We start from the raw sequence: 16,898 nt of genomic DNA, 5'->3' as shown, positions 1-16,898 counted from the left end.
ACTTGATTCCTAAAAAATATCAGCAGGATCAGCCGATCGCAGTTTTCGTGTTGCGATCGCGCCTGATAGGGTACACATTCCAAGGGTCATCACAAAAACTTCAAGCAACCGTGTCGCTGTCATTACCAGCAGTAAGCCCGTTGCATTGCTAATGACGCTATAGAGACCGATTGAAATCAAACCACCAGGGATAAAGCCAACGACTGCAAGAATAATAGCTTCTTGAAATACCACGCTCAGCAAATAACGATCGCCATATCCAACTGCTTTAAGCGTGGCGTATTCTGAAAGGTGATCGGAGACATCACTAAACAGAATTTGATACACAATAATCACACCCACAAAAATCCCAACAATTGCTCCAAAAGAAAAAATAAACCCGATTGCGGTACTCGTTTCCCAATACGTCCTTTCACTTTGAACATACGCTTGCTGCGTGAACACTTTCACATCATCAGGTAGTTCGTTTCGCAATTTTTCTGCAACTAAATCTGGATCACTCCCAGGTTTCAGAGTAATCAGTCCTAAGCTGACTTCCCCTGCGGTTCGACCATTAAAGATGCGCATAAAGTTCTGGTCACTGGTCATTACACCACCCTCTGCAATAAATGAAGCTCCAACTTGGTAGAGTCCGCTGATCGTAATTTTTCGCCCTTGAATTTCTGTGTTGACTCGCTTGCCTTGTTCAATTTGAGCGATCGCGGTTTCATACTGTCCATCCGAGGCACGATCAAACAAAACAGCATCGGGATACTGAATCAATTTTGAATTCTGTGTCAATTCTGGAAGACGAAAAGCAGGTCTCGCTGGATTAAATCCAAACACTAAGATTGAAGACTCTGAGTTTGTTTGAGGATTCTTCCAATTCGCCAAACTCAAGTACAGCGGTTCAGCCGTTGCGACTTCCGGTAAATTCTTGGCTTGAAATAATCGACGGCGCGAAAATTCTTTGAGTAAACCAAAGTTCTGAGCTTGAGAACTCACGAGAATCAAATCAGCATTCAAGAGTCCAGGAAGGCGAGTATTACTATCTAACAGCGCACTCTTAAATCCTAACTGCGTCATAATCAGAATATCTGCAAAGCCAATTCCAGCTAATGCAACTAGAAATCGCCCTTTTCGGTTCATTAGCTGCCGCCAAGCCAGTGGGATTCTACGTCTGATCATGGTTGAAGCTCCACATTGACTTGCAGATTGATCAAATTCGCCACTTGCTTACTTGCCGCTGGATCTAACTGAATCTTGACCTCGATTACTCTGGCATCCGTTGCAGCCGTTGGATCAGTGTTCAAAATATCTTTTTTAGCAATCTGCGATCCAAGTTGCTGAACTGTTCCGCGTAATTGATTTGGAAAAACATTGCTAGGGCTAGTAATGATTGCCGTTTGACCTTGCTGAACCCTGCTAATATCGCTTTCATAGATTTCTGCAATCGCAATCATCTGATCGGTAGCTGCGAGTTCAACAATGCCATTACTACTAATAATTTCTCCTACCTGTGTATTGATTTTCAAGACTCTACCTGCTTTCGGAGCGCGGACACAAGATTGATTCAATTCAACTTGAATTAGATTCGCAGCCGCGATCGCGCGATCGATTTCTGCCTGTGCTGTCCTGATATCCGTTGGTCGAACTTCTGCGGTCTGGGAGAGTGTTGCCCTTGCTTTTTGAATCTGTGCCGTTAAAGTGCGCTGAGTGCGATCAGAAGCCGCGATCGCTTCATTGAGACGTTCTTGAGCCGTTTTGACTGCAAGCTTGCGACTATCGAGCGTAGATGTGGCGATCGCACCTTCCTGAGAGAGTAGTTGATTGCGCTGCAACTCTATTTCAGCATTCTGTAACTCGGCTTTCAACCGATCAATTGTGGCTTGCTGGGTTTTCAGTTCTCCCGCAAGTTGCGCCTCCAAGTTCTGGATCTCAGCTTGTGCAGCAGTAATTTCGCCACGTTTTGCACCTGCTCTAATATCCTCAAGGCGCGATCGCGCCACTTGAACTTGCTGTTGTGCTTCTAGTAAACTGGCTTGCAAGCGATCGCGCGAATCTAACGCTGCAAGAATTTGACCCGCTTGTACTCGATCTCCCTCTTTAACTCGCAGTTCGATCACTTGGCTCCCACCCATTGATTGGCTTGGAGCAGAAACATTGATCACTTTGCCTTGCGGTTCTAATCGCCCTAGTGCATTCACAGTAGGGAGAAAAGGAGATGAGGGCGTAGCAGTTGGTCCAGAACTGGTTGGACGAGATGAATTCAACCGCAAAGCGATCAGTCCAGTTCCAATCATTAGAGCAATACCTAGCCCAACAACCCATTTGAGATTTGGGCGTTTGAGTTTGAGTTTGCTAAGTTCAAATTGATTGAGCATTGCGTCGTTCAAGGGTTTGATGAGCAGCAAGCCGATTAGTAACCGCTTGAGCAACAATTTAACGGAAAATACAGAATGACAATAGTCCTCCGCAGCATGAAAAACCATGACCCAGGTCACGGTTTCTGACTTGAGCTAACGCAGTATAGTCATAGGGATCAAAAGAAGATGTTGACATTCCCTTTTCAAAATGTTTTTTCTACGATCGCTGCGTCAAAATTTTCGCTCACTGGAATGGATTTTTCTGAGCGCATATCTGGGAATGTCGTTAAGCGCGTCTAGCTACAATTTGCCTTTGGTATTGGGCTTATGTGGCGTACTGTTTCTGATGAGTTGGGTATTCCCCATCAATCGCCCTCGCTGGCAGCGTTTGAGTTACATCGTGCTTGGATTGCTCATCATTGTGTGGGCAAGAAGTCTCGATGTTGATTTAGGTATCCTTCAACTTATCTATTTTGGTAAAAGCTATTTTCTACTAGGGCATCGCAGTGCGATCGTACTGGTCATCATCACTGCGATTCCTACTGTCTTCAGTGAGTATCTTGGAAACATGAGCCTAGTACAACAGTCTACAGGAGTTGACCCGCTAGGACTTAATCCAAATAATCCTGTTCGTTTCGTCTTCTTTGCGCTGGCAATTTACACGGCTGTAAGTTTTTTTACGATTATGCTCAGTGAGATGATTGTAACGCAGCAGAAAAACTACCAGAAGATTGAAGAACTTTCAGGACAAGTCGAATCGCTAGCTGCTACATTAGAACGAACGCGAATTGCACGAGAAATTCATGATTCGTTAGGGCATACATTGACAGATTTAGATACTCAACTCGCTGTCGCGCAGACTTTGCGATCGCACAATCCAGATCAAGCGTTTCAAGCTGTTGACACTGCCAAATTCCTAGCTAAACAATGCATTGAAGATGTCAGCCAAGCCCTCGATCGAATGCGTCAATCTGACTTCGACCTAAACCAGGCACTGATTGCGCTACTCGAACAACTACTGCAGACCTCAACGCTGCAAGTTCAGTGGAAAGTTAAGTTACCGGAGATGCCGATCTATCAAAGCTACCAGATTTACTGCATTGTTAAAGAAGGTTTGATGAATGTTCAAAAACACGCACAAGCTTCTCAAGTAAACTTCTTCGCATATCAGACAACCACAGGAATCATTCTGGAGCTAAAAGATAACGGAATCGGCTTCGATCGCACCGCATTTCATCCGAGCTTTGGGCTTCAGGGTATGATTGAACGAGTTCAATTATTAGGCGGACAACTCGACATCGAAACGGCTCACACCCAAGGCACTCAAATCTACATCACGCTCCCGTTGTGATCCGCCTGTTACTGGTCGATGACCAAGACTTATTCCGGCAAGGACTCGCCACGATGCTCTCGATTGAGGCGGACTTAGACATCGTGGGACAAGCAACCAATGGGCAAGAAGCAATCCAAGCGGCGAAGCTATGGCAACCTCAAGTGATTCTGATGGATGTGCGAATGCCTGTGTGTGATGGAGTACAAGCCACCCAAGAAATTCATCAATACTATCCGTGGATTCGGGTTTTGGTACTAACGACGTTTGATGATGATGAATATATCTTGCGATCATTACAAGCAGGTGCATTGGGGTATCTCCTCAAGCGCACCCCGGCTCCAGAAATTGCAGCCGCGATCCGCTCCGTCGCGCAAGGCTATAGCCAATTGGGACCCACGATCGCCCCGAAAGCCTTCTCCCAATTCAAACCATTACCTTCAAACTCCTATCCTGACCTACTCAGTAAGCGCGAAGTTGATGTGTTGAAGCTTGTGGGTGAGGGCAAAAATAATCAAGAAATTGCACAGACATTGTTCCTGAGCGAAGGAACCGTAAAAAATCATGTGACTCAGATTTTAAGTAAGCTAGAGATGCGCGATCGGGTTCAGGCTGCATTGTGGGCACAGCGTCATTTGCTTTAGAACCTGTTTGAAAAGGTAGTCAGGTAGAGTAAAGGGGTCGCTCGGAGACCCCTAATGGGATTGAGCCGAGATACGTCTGATTTTATGCCACAGAACGCTGGAATTACTGTACAGATTGGATTGTAGACAACGGTTGCATAAGAGAACTTGAGGTTGACCTACTGCTGTTTTAGCAACTAACCAGACGTTCTCAGGGCGTTTCAGTGACTGACTCTGACGACGGAATCAGGGTTTCAGACCATAATTTTTGATTTATCTATGCCAAATTTAGTCCACTCAAAATTGGTGGCACTGTTTTACACGTATCTCGGCGTGCGATTCGTTTCTGCCCAAGTCAAGCCCCTCCACCAGGCTTGAAATAAAGCAGAGTCAGGGCCTCGAACCCTGATAACTCAACTTCTGTGTGGTGCGTCCAACTTGGACCATTCCATCTCCCCTAGTGTTGGGGTAACAGCTTAGCCCTCAGGTGTGCGACTGACTCTCAAGCGTCTGAAGCAGGGCTAAAAGGCAGTCACTCAGAACCCGACTGAGAATCCTGTCAAGCAGAGCTGCATACGGCTAACGTCAGTGAATCCATGTCTGAACCATCGTCAACGTGAACAAGCCCACGCGGGTTCAAGGGCTTGCCCAAAAGGGAACGGATTCGAGGCAGGCAGTTGCCGAGCTGACCTGTTAACACTCTCACATAGTCCCGGTGGAAAGTGGGAGCCTACGTGCAGCGCAAAACGGAAGTTGGGAACGAAGTAACCTCTTCAACTGCTCTCTGGGTCGGTCGATATCAGAGTAGGTCGTCAGCCGCATGGGTTGAGGAGGAGGGATTGTCTCAGAAGCCAACGCCTTTGGGAAAGCCAGAGGATATGCAGACGGAGACACAGCAATTGGGAAGGTAGAGTTGTCAGTCGCAATGCACACGTCATGAGCGAGTTAACGACTACAAATAGACTTTCAGCCGCACGGTGTAGCCCAGTTGGATTTTAGGAGCAAGCTGCTGTCGAATTTTGCTGCGGGTCGAGTAGAGAGGGTTCCTCCAATGTTTAGGCTTGCTTTGTATTCCCCGTTGCTCTCCCCTTTCGGAATACGAGAGTGTCACACGATTTAGCCTTGCATCGTTGGAAACCTCCCCCTCACAGAAGCCTGCCTGCGGTTTTCCCGCACAAGCCTCTTCATTGAGCCATTCACCTGCTCTATAGCCTTTTCCTATTGAATGAGGTACGATTCTAGTAATGTTTAGTAGCCTAAATGAATCGGTAGTGATGAAAGCGTATTCTACAGACTTGCGCCAAAAAATCATTGACGTTTACAAAGACGAACCCATCTCTCAACGCCAACTAGCCAAGCGATTTAGCGTGGCAACCAGTTTCATTATCAAACTGCTTAAACAATACCGAGAAACGGGCAGCATTGAGCCAAAACCTCATGGAGGAGGTAAGCCCGCTCAACTGACGCTTGAGCATCATCAAGTGCTTGCCGAATTAGTCGAGGCTACCAATGATGCCACGCTTGCCCAGTTATCTGAGCAATTCGAGGCGAAAGTAGGAATGCGAGTAAGTCGTTCAACGATGGGACGAGCGGTGCAACGCTTAAAGCTCACCGTCAAAAAAAACCTTTCGAGCAACTGAACGAGACCAGGAGCAGGTGCAGCAGGCACGGGTTGAGTTTTGGCAAATGATTACTCAAGTCGAAGCCAAAGACCTAGTATTCATCGACGAAGCCGGAGTAAATCTAGCAATGGCAAGGCTCTATGCCAGAGCCCTTCAAGGACACCGCGCTTACAGTCATCGTCCACAGAACCGAGGAAAAAACCAAACCATCATTGGAGCGCTCACCCTTGATGGCATCATTGCGGCACTGACCTTTGAAGGGGGAACGGACGGACGGGCGTTTCAAACTTTTGTCCAACAGGTGTTAGTGCCAAACTTGTGGAAGGGAGCCTGTGTCGTTATGGATAACTTTAGTTCTCACAAAGTCGATGGCATTGCCCAAGCGATTGAAGCAGTGGGTGCAAAATTAGTCTATTTATCCCTCTTGAATCACTTTCGGAAAAGCAAATTTAGTCAAAAATGCTGAAGCTTCTATACGGCTTGAGTCTTAGCATATGTAGCTTATTTCCGATATTTCAAAACATTTGACAATGAAGCGTATATACCAGACAGCAGTCGGTGAAAGACGTTCAGCGTTTTGCCTGGATTTTACTTTAATTAGAGTGACATATGAGGGTTATAGCTGTCGCCGGGTGTGTTAGGACAGATTGGTGATGAACATCAACACCCGTGAGCTTTGTGAATTGACCCTTGTCCTAAGTCTTCCGTCCGTTGCTATACCCTCCTACTCACCCGACTTTAATCCCATTGAGCAGTTTTGGTCAAAAGTCAAAGCAATCCTCCGCGCGATTGCTCCACGAACCAAACAAGCGTTAGACGAGGCGATGACTCAAGCGTTTGCTCAAGTGTCGCTTAAAGATATTCGTCATTGGTTTACTCATTGTTGCTACTGTACCTCACTCGACTGAGAACCGCTATAATAAAGCGACACTATAGCGGTTTTCTGTCGGATGAGGTACGGGCAGAATAATAGAGAGCAAGGGTTTGAGCCTTTAGTTTGTACCTCACAGGAGCCGGAAACGCTATAAGCGACCAGGTCTGGGGAGAGGATGCCACGCCAGATAGCGTAGAAAGCTCTCCCAGCGAAAGCTACGTCGTTGACTCCGTCGATTCAGCCATTTGAAGACCAGCTTGTGAGCTGCGTCTTCAAAGTGGTAGAGCGCATGACCGTTGTCGGTGACCCCAAAGTAGTTGAAGTGTCCGCGCAGCTTTTGCCCGATTGCTTGCCATAGCTGAGGCAGCTTATGAGCATTGCGTTTTTGCTGCAACCATTGATTGAGGGTGACTAACGCACGGCGAAATCGTTTCTTTGAAGTCTTGCGCTTTAATCGGGCTTTTCCGTTGCGACTCTTGCCCCAGTAATGGGTGAACCCCAGAAAATCAAAGCTGGGGAATTTTCTCCCGTACTTGAGGGCTAGACCCGCTTGCCGCTTGCCGCAGGGAAGAAGTTGGGTTTTCTCCTCATTGAGGCGCAAGCCGAACTTCTCCAATCGCTTGGGCAGAACCCGCATGAATCGTCGAGCATCGTCCTCGAACTCAAACAAGGCAATGCTATCGTCCGCATACCGGATCAGAGCGCAGTAGCCTCGGCAGTGCTGGCGCACAATGGTGGTAAACCACTGATCTAGCACAAAATCCAAGAACACATTTGCAATGACGGGGGAGACTATCGAGCCTTGCGGGCTACCCAATTCATCCTGTACTACGCCGCCTAGGGTTTGGACTCCGGCTTTGAGCATTCGCGCAATCACCTGTAGGAATCTTCTATCCCGAATCCGCAGGGCTAATACCTTGAGGATTTCCTGGTGCGGCATGGTGTCGAAGAATTGAGCCAGGTCTAGGTCTGCAATCCACCCAACGGGTTGCCCCATGACCTCCTGATGCAGTTGCCGCAGGGCATCATGACATCCTTTATGGGGTCGAAACCCATAGGAGTTACTGAGGAATACCGGTTCGTAAATTGATTCTAAGACCCGACGAGTCATCTCCTGAACGATTTTGTCTTCAACGCAACTAATTCCCAGAGGGCGCAAGCTGCCATCTTCTTTGGGAATCTCGACTCGTCGTACCGCTTGGGGTCGATACGACATCTGGTTCAGTTTCCGGTGCAACCCCTGTAGATTTTCCTCCAGGTTCTGTCCGTACTCCGTTTTCGTCACTCCATCGATTCCAGGCGCTTTGTTGTCTAGCGACTGAAAGCAGGCTCGCAGATTCTCCACACTATAGTGGTGCATCAGGGCACTGAAGACAGTCCCTGGTTCTCTGTGAGCCCGTTCGGCTATCCGCTCGATTCCTGTTGTCACCATACTTCCACCTCTGAGTGTGGTTGATGTTGCCTTCGAGTGTTCGACCCAATGTGTCCCCCTTCGCTCCGTGGGCGTTACCCCACTTCTTCACTACTATGGGGACATCCGACTTCCCATGAATCGTTGAGCGTTCTTCCGGTTTGCCGGTTGTGCGGCTCTACCCCCCGATGGAGGAGTTCATGGGACCTCCCGAGTTCCCGACTCTACCTTGATGACGTGCTACGGTCTCCGACCCCGGTGGACCCTCCAGAACCCTGGCAGTTGGCTCTGTTGGTTTTGCCTTCCACAACACGAACTGTGTCGGCATCCACGTGTATGTCTAATTTCGGGGCTCAATCCCTTCACGCTTTCGCATTGCAGCCCATCATATGAAATCCGGCTAAGTAGTTATCGTTAAGCATTAGCTTCCTGCCACCAGTGAAAATGAGTCAGACCTCGAATAAATTCGTGCTGTTTAAGCAGTGCACAGCAGCGGTCACAGAGTACTTGTTCAAGGTCTTCAATCTTCTCAAAGATACGATTTACAATCGGTTCATCCAAAATTGACCACAGGCGTTCTGCGGGCTGTAACTCAGGTGAATAGGGGGGGAGAAATTCCAGGTGCAAACCTTCGGGTAATACTACCTTGTCACTCGTGTGCCAACCCGCTTGGTCAACGCTCAATAAAACATGTTTGTGCTGACCCAATCCAAAATGCTGAGCAAAATCTGCTAAGACTCGATTGAACAAGTCGATGTTGACTTTGGGCATGATCCACCAGTACGTCTCGCCGGAGGCAGGATGAACAAAACCGTAGACCCAGACCCACTCATAACGCCACTGCACTTTAGCAATTGGGTTTTCCCACCAAGGCACCCAGATGCGCCGCAGCACGGGCTTGAGACCGATTCGATGTTCATCCATTGCCCAGAGTTGAATCTCTGCCTGAGGATACTGCTGACGCAACTGCTCTACTCGCACGGGCAGTTTTTTTTCCAGGCTTCCTGTTCTTGCGGGTCTTGCTGCTGATGCTCAGGGCGCGGCACTCGCAGGCGAAACTCCATCTGCTTGAGGTATTCCCACCCTCGCTGAGGCGACACTGGACGCTCGAGCACTCGACTCATCCAATCGGCAACCTTGCGTCCATTCCACAAGCCGTTTTCAGTCGTAGGCGTTGCAATCGCTTGCAGGAGTTGGGCTTGTTGAACTTCATCGAGTAAAGGTTCGGCTCCACAATTGTGCTGCCGACCATCCCCCACACTTGCTTCTCCCTTTCGATTGTAGCGATTGGCTATCACCCGTATCCAGCGCAACGAATACCCTGTCACCTCGCGCACCTCTGCCGTCCGCTTGTCCTTCGCCAGTAGCCACAGAATTTGGTACTGACTACGTTCGATCCCCTCTTTCGCTTGACGATACCGCTCCTCCAATTCTTCACAACTGAGATGAGGCTCAAGGGTTAGGCGTTTGGGCATAGGACTTTCTAGGCTAACTTTATGCAGTAAGTTTACACCCGGATTTCATATCATCTCCCTGTGTACGCTTCACTGTCCTCGTTGCCGATGACAGCGCAACACTCGGTACTTGGTGCCTTGCCAAGGCTTCCCTGACCAGGTTCTTCCCCTGGTTGGCAGAGCCGAGCTTCGCTCGGCGCACTCGTCTTCTAGACCTGTGGATAGCTCTAAACCAGCAAGCCAAATTCATAGCGATTGATGAACAGTCCAATGACTACATCGTGCAACCAGATGGACTTAGAAAAGCAAATAGTTTTGCGAGCTATAGCAATACCAAAGCGCGTCAGGACATTTTCTCCATTTCGAGCCTGAAATAAAACAAACCTAGCTTAAGAATGTGTCCTAAGACAACAGCGTACTGCTATAATCGCTTGATCCGAGTCCGTAAAGTCAAATGCTTACGCTCAATCGTCTGAGTATTGTGTTTACCAACGGTATGAAACGCTGGCTCCAGATGTCGCTCATAAGCACCCCAGCCGTCCGTATAGAACTGCATAATCCCAAATGGCTCCAACAATGACTTGAGTTCGAGAAAAGCCGTGTCTTGATGGTTCGACAAGACATATGCCAATACTTCGCCTGTTGCATGATCAATGGCGTGCCACAACCAACGTTGCTGTTGCTTGGAGTGGACAAAACGACCCATCTCATCCACTTCTGCCTCTACATCCTCCCATTGGCACAGCTTGACGATGGTTTGAGTCGGTTCAAGCTGGGCTAGACGAGCTTCATTGACTGCTTTGAGATGTCGATCTTTTTTTTAACTCTTCAATCACCGTAGTCGGACTAATCTTCAACACTCGTGCAGTATCTCGGATGCCACTCCCGTTGACTGCCATATCAACAATCTGCTGTTTGACTTCGGGCAAGTAGCCTCGGTAAGCATAGTCTCGAATGAAGGTGCTGCGAGCGCATTCCGAATTACGACATTTATAACGTTGCTTGCTCTCCTCAGAGCGACCGTGCTTGACCACGTTATTGCTTCCACAATCAGGACAAAGAACAGGTTCTAAAACCATGCTGTAAGTTCACGGGTAAACGCCTGTCTGTATTCTCGCATTTCCACAGGTCTAGAACATTACCGGTGCTGAGCGTATAGCGTTTTGCGTCAGTGAGTCTAATGAGGCTGCTCAAGTCCCAATAGGTCTTGAATCACTGCTTCACCGTCGAAGACTTCTCCCTGATCGCCCTTCTCAACGCCGATCGCAATTTCCTTTTGAAGCTTTGCCAGCTGTATCTCCCGCAAGCGATCGCGATCTTCTAATAAGCGCAAAGCTTCTCGTACTACTTCACTGGCAGAGAGATAGCGCCCGCTTTTGACTTTTCCGTGGACGTATTGCTCAAGCTCTGGGGTAAGGGAGACGTTCATGAGCGAAGCCTTCAAAAAAGCTACCGAAAGGAACGCTCTTAATGATGCTGTGAATGGCAAGGAATGTCAAAGTTTGTTATTCACGCTTCTCAATTATGCCCCCTTGATGCCAAGATGGGGTGGTCTTGCAGTCAATGCAACAGCGTTATAGTGCGGCTCAATTGTTCACTCCCCTTTCTGAACCCTCTGTAGAAAAGTTAGATGTTCGAGCAAACGTTTAGAAATATTGATGACGTTCTCTGGAAGGAGGCGGGCTGCACGACAGAATTGGACTATACAGAGCAAACGTCCTGGCTGCTATTTCTGAAGTATCTGGATGTTCTAGAGTAATGAGCAATGACCTGTCTCAATTGAGCGATCTTCTGTTTCAAGAAATCAGGCAACTGATTGATGCCGCCAAACAACGTGCTGCTGTTGCCATTAATGCCGAGATCACCCTGCTCTATTGGCAAGTTGGCAAACGCATTCAGACCGAAATATTGCAAGGTCAGCGCGCCGAATACGGCAAACAGGTACTCCTGAACCTCTCTCAAGCCCTTACCCAGGCTTACGGTAAAGGTTGGGGTGAACGGCAATTGCACTACTGCGTTGTGCTTTCAGATGCGTTTCCAGATCGGGAGATTTTGCAGACAGTGTGTGCAAAATTGAGCTGGTCGCATCTCAAGCTGCTGATTGGCATCGAAGATCACCTCAAACGTGATTTCTACATCGAGATTACTCAACTCGAACAATGGAGCGTTCGCCAACTACAAGAACGGCTCAACTCCATGCTGTTTGAGCGCACTGCCCTCTCCCGCAAACCCGAAGACACCATTCGCCACGACCTCGACCAACTGCGCCACGACCAGCAACTCTCCCCAACGTTACTCCTCAAAGACCCCTACATCCTGGACTTCTTGGATTTAAGCGATCGCTATCTCGAAACCGACCTCGAAGATGCCATCCTGCGAGAAATCGAGCAATTCTTGCTAGAACTGGGTGCAGGCTTTACCTTTGTTGCCCGCCAAAAACGACTGCAAATCGACAACGACGATTTTTACATTGACTTGCTGTTCTATAATCGCAAACTCAAACGCCTCGTCGCGATCGAGCTAAAGCTAGGCAACTTCCGTCCCGAATATAAAAGCCAGATGGAGCTTTACCTGCGCTGGCTTGCCAAATACGACCAGGAGAGTGATGAACAGCCGCCACTGGGCATCATCCTATGTGCAGGAAAAAAGCAAGAGCAGATTGAGCTACTAGAACTTGATAAAAGCGGCATCCATGTTGCCGAATACCTGACCGTCCTGCCTCCTAAAGAGGTCCTGCAAAACAAGCTGCACGACGCGATCGTCTCCGCCCGCCAACGTTTGCAGGCCTCAAAAGATGAGCCATCATGACCATCTTCGAATATGACGAAAACAAAAGTCAGTCCAACCTCGCCAAACATGGCATTGGCTTTGTGGAAGCACAAACGCTATGGAACGACTCCAACCTGCTAGAAATTCCTGCCAAAACCCACGACGAGCCAAGGTTTTTGATCGTGGGTAAGATAGAGGACAAACATTGGTCAGCGGTCATCACCTATCGAGGGCAAAACATTCGGCTCATCTCCGTTCGTCGATCGCGCATAGAAGAGGTTGCACTGTATGAAAGCTGAAGAATTTGACCGAAAATTTGATGCGGGTGAAGACATCACTCAAATGCTTGACCTATCCAACGCTAATCGCCATCAGTCTGAGCAAAAGACCATCAGCATCGATCTGCCCGTCTGGATGCTGGAGTTGATCGATCAAGAAGCCAGCCGTTTAGGGGTGTCGCCCCAGTCCATTATCCAAACCTCTCTGGCTGAGCATTTAGCCGTCAATGAATCCACATGAACGAAGTCAAAACCCGTGCTGAACGGATTGATCACTAACCAGACCCCTAATAAGGGCAGATACCGGCACAAGTTGCCACGACGGGTATTCTTCGCAGATCAAGCGGAGTTCACGACGGGGGATTACGAGGAGATGATGAACAAGGCTAGTTGCCTGAGCTGAGTCTCCAATGCGATCCTTTACTGGAACACTATCCAGATCAATGATATTGTCGAAAGCCTTAGGGCACAAGGGGGAGTGAATGACGAACGAAGCCCTCTCTCACATCTCTCTGCTTCCATTCAGGCATGTATTGCCCAATGGGACATACTTTATTGACGACCTATAACTGAAAACTATGTAGAGAAAGCCTTTCAGCCGAAACCGTAACTTTCTTTTCTAATGCGCTCGCTGGTCCAACTGGGGAGAATTATGCTAATCCTCTAACACTCCACCTCTACATCGTGCTGCTATTTAACCCAGTGTATCAAAACTCGCTGCACTTACTCCGTTTTGATGCATAGATTGATTGGCGACTTGTTTTACAAAGTTTAGAGGGTGAGACGCCAGATCGCCGTTGCACTTTGCAACTGTCTCTTTTGAGGTCCTTTGATTGACAGAAAATGACCAAGATAAGCGGCAGCTGACAACTTTCGCACCGTCACTATAGATCTCTCAACGGTCCGTTTCATTGACTTGTTAGCTGGTTTTTGCCACCAACAGCTTCCATAAACGATGGCCTCGCTTTCACAAGCACTGCTCATACAATCTTATCGATCTTACTAGTAGTCTCCAAACTGCTGTCAGTACAGGGTTTATAAACACTATAGCGGTTCTCAGTCGAGTGAGGTACAGTAGCAACAATGAGTAAACCAATGACGAATATCTTTAAGCGACACTTGAGCAAACGCTTGAGTCATCGCCTCGTCTAACGCTTGTTTGGTTCGTGGAGCAATCGCGCGGAGGATTGCTTTGACTTTTGACCAAAACTGCTCAATGGGATTAAAGTCGGGTGAGTAGGAGGGTAAATAGACTAATTTTGCACCCACTGCTTCAATCGCTTGGGCAATGCCATCGACTTTGTGAGAACTAAAGTTATCCATAACGACACAGGCTCCCTTCCACAAGTTTGGCACTAACACCTGTTGGACAAAAGTTTGAAACGCCCGTCCGTCCGTTCCCCCTTCAAAGGTCAGTGCCGCAATGATGCCATCAAGGGTGAGCGCTCCAATGATGGTTTGGTTTTTTCCTCGGTTCTGTGGACGATGACTGTAAGCGCGGTGTCCTTGAAGGGCTCTGGCATAGAGCCTTGCCATTGCTAGATTTACTCCGGCTTCGTCGATGAATACTAGGTCTTTGGCTTCGACTTGAGTAATCATTTGCCAAAACTCAACCCGTGCCTGCTGCACCTGCTCCTGGTCTCGTTCAGTTGCTCGAAAGGTTTTTTTTGACGGTGAGCTTTAAGCGTTGCACCGCTCGTCCCATCGTTGAACGACTTACTCGCATTCCTACTTTCGCCTCGAATTGCTCAGATAACTGGGCAAGCGTGGCATCATTGGTAGCCTCGACTAATTCGGCAAGCACTTGATGATGCTCAAGCGTCAGTTGAGCGGGCTTACCTCCTCCATGAGGTTTTGGCTCAATGCTGCCCGTTTCTCGGTATTGTTTAAGCAGTTTGATAATGAAACTGGTTGCCACGCTAAATCGCTTGGCTAGTTGGCGTTGAGAGATGGGTTCGTCTTTGTAAACGTCAATGATTTTTTGGCGCAAGTCTGTAGAATACGCTTTCATCACTACCGATTCATTTAGGCTACTAAACATTACTAGAATCGTACCTCATTCAATAGGAAAAGGCTATAATGGCGCGGTAATCAAGTTGCCATGACAGTTCTTCAGTCATGAGTTTCGCTCCAGTCTTTGCTCTTGAATTGTCCGCCCGATCACACACAGATCGTCGAGTTTCAACGATCCAACCAGAAATGTTATACCAATTTAAATTGAGTAAGCGGCAAATGGACTAGACTGAGCGGAGTTGTTTGGAGAGTCTAGTCATGGCAGGTGTAACGTCAATAGACGTGAAAGAAAGTTTGGATGACTTAGCTCAACAGTTGCGGCAAGCCGAAACGCCAAGCGCTAAAGAACGATTGCAAGTGCTCTACTGGTTGAAACAAGAGAATGCGCCGAGCATTAGTGCGATTGCCAAAGCGGTCGGGAAACATCGAAACACGGTGCAAAGCTGGCTATTGATGTATCGCACTGGAGGAGTGGGGGCGATGCTAGAAATCAAGAAATCGCCGGGGGGAGTGCGAGTGATACCCCAATGGGCAGAGGATGCTTTGGCAAAGCGGTTACGACAGAGACACGGCTTTCAAAGTTATGGAGCAGTACAACAGTGGTTGGCAGAAACCTTGGGAGTAGAAGCGGAGTATCACGCGGTCTACCAAATGACCCGCTATCGGCTCAAAGCCAAGCTAAAGGTTGCTCGTCCTCAAAATTGCCAGCAGGATAGTGAACAGCGATCTGCTTTTAAGCAAACCTCAAGGGCGACCTCAGCTTGCTGAGTCAGTATGCTCGCCACCGGGGGCAGGATGAACGTCCCATTCGCTATTTTGCTCAGGATGAGAGTCGTTTTGGACTGCATACTCTGATGGGACGATTGATCACGGCGTGTGGCATCAAACCGATTGGGCAGTGGCAGTGGTTGTTCAAAGCGTTCTGGCTCTACGGGGCGGTTGAACCTGCCACGGGAGAGTCCTTTTTTCTGCAATTTTCTCATGTTGATACCGAGTGTTATCAACGATTCTTGAATGAATTTTCCAACGCTTATCCGGATAGTCTGAACGTCTTGCAAGTGGATAACGGGCGGTTTCACAAGGGTAAAGCGTTGGTGGTGCCAGAGAACATCATCTTGTTATTCCAACCGCCTTACTGCCCTGAGCTAAATCCTATTGAGAGGTTGTGGGAACATCTCAAGGCAAGTTTGAAGTGGGCTGCGTTCAAAACGCTCGACCAACTACAAGTCAAAATCGATCAACTCCTGGCTGAGTTAACACCACAAGTAATTGCTTCTCTCACAGGTTATTCCTTTATCCTGGATGCCCTATCTGCCTTGAATACTGTTTAAATTGGTATTAGTTGTTGAGTTAGTTGTTGAAGGAGATAACAACTCTTGCAAAACCACAGAGTCAACTTTAACCTTCCAGGGGCAAGGAGACTGCCCCCATAAGCTAGAGACCACTTGACCTGTCTCCGGCAGTACTTGTAAGCGCAACTGTAGTGCCACAGCACTGTGATTCCGGACGATCAAATCTTTATAGCCATAGGAGATCGAAGCATCTTGACCAAGCTGGTAAAAGCGATCGCCCCCGTAAGCATCGATGCTATGGCAATGTCGCTCCAGAATCTGGCAGCCTGAAACCAAAAACATATGAAACAGGTTGGTAGCAATTAAGCATAGTCCGCCACCCACTCCCGTCTGTACTTGACCGCGCACAAACACGGGTCCTGCCTTAAACCCATTACTTAAGGTTGGGTCGCCTACGCAATTACAGAAGCTGAAGATTTGCCCAGGGTTAAGTTGAAGTTGGTGAATTTTGCTCGCAGCCAGTTGCAAGTTTAAGACACGATTTTCTCGAATTTCTGGACTGCCACGATTTGGAATGGCTGTGACGGAATCACACCATAAATGAGAGTAAAGATATGACCGATGGGGAGTTTGTTGACGAGCATAAAAAAAGGGTAGCCACAAAGCAAGCTCCTAGCGTACTTGAGGCTAATACGCAGAGATCGTTTCCATTCTTTCAAAACGGCGACTCCTTTATTGATGTACCCGACAGATTTGACGGAGATCAAGCAATTCCGCTTCTATAATAAAAGCTAACGCCCTGGTTCACCCGTGGAAGATTATCTCACCATACTCGCTGAGCCACTACGTTCCATCGGGTGCAACAGGATAGTTTAGACAGCAATTGC

At 48.1% G+C, this 16,898-nt stretch carries 16 protein-coding genes and 2 pseudogenes; 10 read left to right on the top strand and 8 right to left on the bottom strand.

Features of this window, described 5'->3' with window-relative positions:
• Positions 1-9: 9 nt before the first annotated feature.
• Both devC and JOY44_RS23140 read right to left on the bottom strand, forming a co-directional pair.
• Positions 10-1,167, bottom strand: coding sequence for an ABC transporter permease DevC (devC, locus tag JOY44_RS23145; RefSeq protein ID WP_171575751.1), 1,158 nt, complete (start codon positions 1,165-1,167; stop codon positions 10-12).
• Positions 1,164-2,471, bottom strand: a complete 1,308-nt coding sequence (locus JOY44_RS23140) for an ABC exporter membrane fusion protein (RefSeq protein WP_242541815.1) — start codon at positions 2,469-2,471, stop codon at positions 1,164-1,166. The genes devC and JOY44_RS23140 overlap by 4 nt, the downstream gene beginning before the upstream one ends.
• Before the next feature lie 154 nt (positions 2,472-2,625).
• Between JOY44_RS23140 and JOY44_RS23135 the strand changes: the two genes are divergently transcribed.
• From JOY44_RS23135 to JOY44_RS23115, 5 genes are all read left to right on the top strand, one after another.
• Positions 2,626-3,696, top strand: a complete 1,071-nt coding sequence (locus JOY44_RS23135) for a sensor histidine kinase (RefSeq protein ID WP_197985701.1) — start codon at positions 2,626-2,628, stop codon at positions 3,694-3,696.
• The gene (locus JOY44_RS23130; RefSeq protein ID WP_171575750.1) at positions 3,693-4,319 is read left to right on the top strand and encodes a response regulator transcription factor; all 627 of its coding nucleotides are present in this window, start codon (positions 3,693-3,695) and stop codon (positions 4,317-4,319) included. Before JOY44_RS23135 ends, JOY44_RS23130 begins: the two co-directional genes overlap by 4 nt.
• 1,253 nt (positions 4,320-5,572) lie before the next feature.
• Positions 5,573-5,938: a helix-turn-helix domain-containing protein gene (locus tag JOY44_RS23125; protein WP_203032097.1), complete on the top strand. Its 366-nt coding sequence runs from the start codon at positions 5,573-5,575 to the stop codon at positions 5,936-5,938.
• 16 nt (positions 5,939-5,954) lie between these two features.
• Complete coding sequence (locus JOY44_RS23120; RefSeq protein ID WP_203032096.1) at positions 5,955-6,386, top strand: transposase; 432 nt, start codon at positions 5,955-5,957, stop codon at positions 6,384-6,386.
• Between the two features lie 187 nt (positions 6,387-6,573).
• Positions 6,574-6,828, top strand: coding sequence for a transposase (locus tag JOY44_RS23115; protein ID WP_171575747.1), 255 nt, complete (start codon positions 6,574-6,576; stop codon positions 6,826-6,828).
• A gap of 114 nt (positions 6,829-6,942) precedes the next feature.
• On the opposite strand, the gene ltrA is transcribed toward JOY44_RS23115, so the two are convergent.
• The 4 genes and pseudogenes from ltrA to JOY44_RS23085 form a co-directional block, all read right to left on the bottom strand.
• The gene (gene ltrA / locus JOY44_RS23110) at positions 6,943-8,226 is read right to left on the bottom strand and encodes a group II intron reverse transcriptase/maturase (protein WP_171575746.1); all 1,284 of its coding nucleotides are present in this window, start codon (positions 8,224-8,226) and stop codon (positions 6,943-6,945) included.
• Positions 8,227-8,619: 393 nt separating this feature from the next.
• Positions 8,620-9,680: pseudogene (locus JOY44_RS23105) on the bottom strand (IS630 family transposase).
• Positions 9,681-9,886: 206 nt separating this feature from the next.
• Positions 9,887-10,738 (bottom strand): annotated as a pseudogene (locus JOY44_RS32995) (IS1 family transposase).
• 98 nt (positions 10,739-10,836) lie between these two features.
• Positions 10,837-11,088, bottom strand: coding sequence for a type II toxin-antitoxin system ParD family antitoxin (locus tag JOY44_RS23085; protein ID WP_171575745.1), 252 nt, complete (start codon positions 11,086-11,088; stop codon positions 10,837-10,839).
• 329 nt (positions 11,089-11,417) lie between these two features.
• Between JOY44_RS23085 and JOY44_RS23080 the strand changes: the two genes are divergently transcribed.
• Genes JOY44_RS23080 through brnA form a run of 3 tightly spaced genes read left to right on the top strand, consistent with a single transcriptional unit; the run spans position 11,418 to position 12,947 of the window.
• Positions 11,418-12,467: a PDDEXK nuclease domain-containing protein gene (locus tag JOY44_RS23080; protein ID WP_171575743.1), complete on the top strand. Its 1,050-nt coding sequence runs from the start codon at positions 11,418-11,420 to the stop codon at positions 12,465-12,467.
• The gene (locus JOY44_RS23075; RefSeq protein WP_171575742.1) at positions 12,464-12,727 is read left to right on the top strand and encodes a BrnT family toxin; all 264 of its coding nucleotides are present in this window, start codon (positions 12,464-12,466) and stop codon (positions 12,725-12,727) included. Before JOY44_RS23080 ends, JOY44_RS23075 begins: the two co-directional genes overlap by 4 nt.
• Positions 12,717-12,947 carry a type II toxin-antitoxin system BrnA family antitoxin gene (gene brnA / locus JOY44_RS23070; RefSeq protein ID WP_171575741.1) on the top strand — a complete coding sequence of 77 codons (231 nt, stop codon included), beginning with the start codon at positions 12,717-12,719 and terminating at the stop codon, positions 12,945-12,947. Before JOY44_RS23075 ends, brnA begins: the two co-directional genes overlap by 11 nt.
• Before the next feature lie 815 nt (positions 12,948-13,762).
• On the opposite strand, the gene JOY44_RS23065 is transcribed toward brnA, so the two are convergent.
• Positions 13,763-14,717, bottom strand: a protein-coding gene (locus JOY44_RS23065; RefSeq protein WP_197985745.1) for an IS630 family transposase whose coding sequence is annotated in 2 segments (ribosomal slippage) — positions 13,763-14,384 and positions 14,383-14,717 — 957 coding nt in all. Because the reading frame shifts where the segments join, the coding sequence is not laid out codon by codon here.
• 260 nt (positions 14,718-14,977) lie between these two features.
• Here JOY44_RS23065 and JOY44_RS23060 point away from each other — a divergent pair.
• Positions 14,978-15,487, top strand: a complete 510-nt coding sequence (locus JOY44_RS23060; RefSeq protein WP_171573305.1) for a helix-turn-helix domain-containing protein — start codon at positions 14,978-14,980, stop codon at positions 15,485-15,487.
• Positions 15,481-16,050, top strand: a complete 570-nt coding sequence (locus JOY44_RS23055) for an IS630 family transposase (RefSeq protein WP_171572047.1) — start codon at positions 15,481-15,483, stop codon at positions 16,048-16,050. Before JOY44_RS23060 ends, JOY44_RS23055 begins: the two co-directional genes overlap by 7 nt.
• On the opposite strand, the gene JOY44_RS23050 is transcribed toward JOY44_RS23055, so the two are convergent.
• Entirely contained in the window at positions 16,027-16,674 is a 648-nt protein-coding gene (locus tag JOY44_RS23050) for a VanW family protein (RefSeq protein ID WP_171575740.1), read from the bottom strand. The two genes, JOY44_RS23055 and JOY44_RS23050, sit on opposite strands and share 24 nt — an antisense overlap.
• Between the last annotated feature and the right edge of the window lie 224 nt (positions 16,675-16,898).

Source organism: Leptolyngbya sp. Cla-17, assembly GCF_016807185.1.
In the GTDB taxonomy this organism is placed as follows: Bacteria; Cyanobacteriota; Cyanobacteriia; order Leptolyngbyales; family Leptolyngbyaceae; genus ULC077BIN1.
This window is presented reverse-complemented; position numbering and strand designations above follow the sequence as displayed.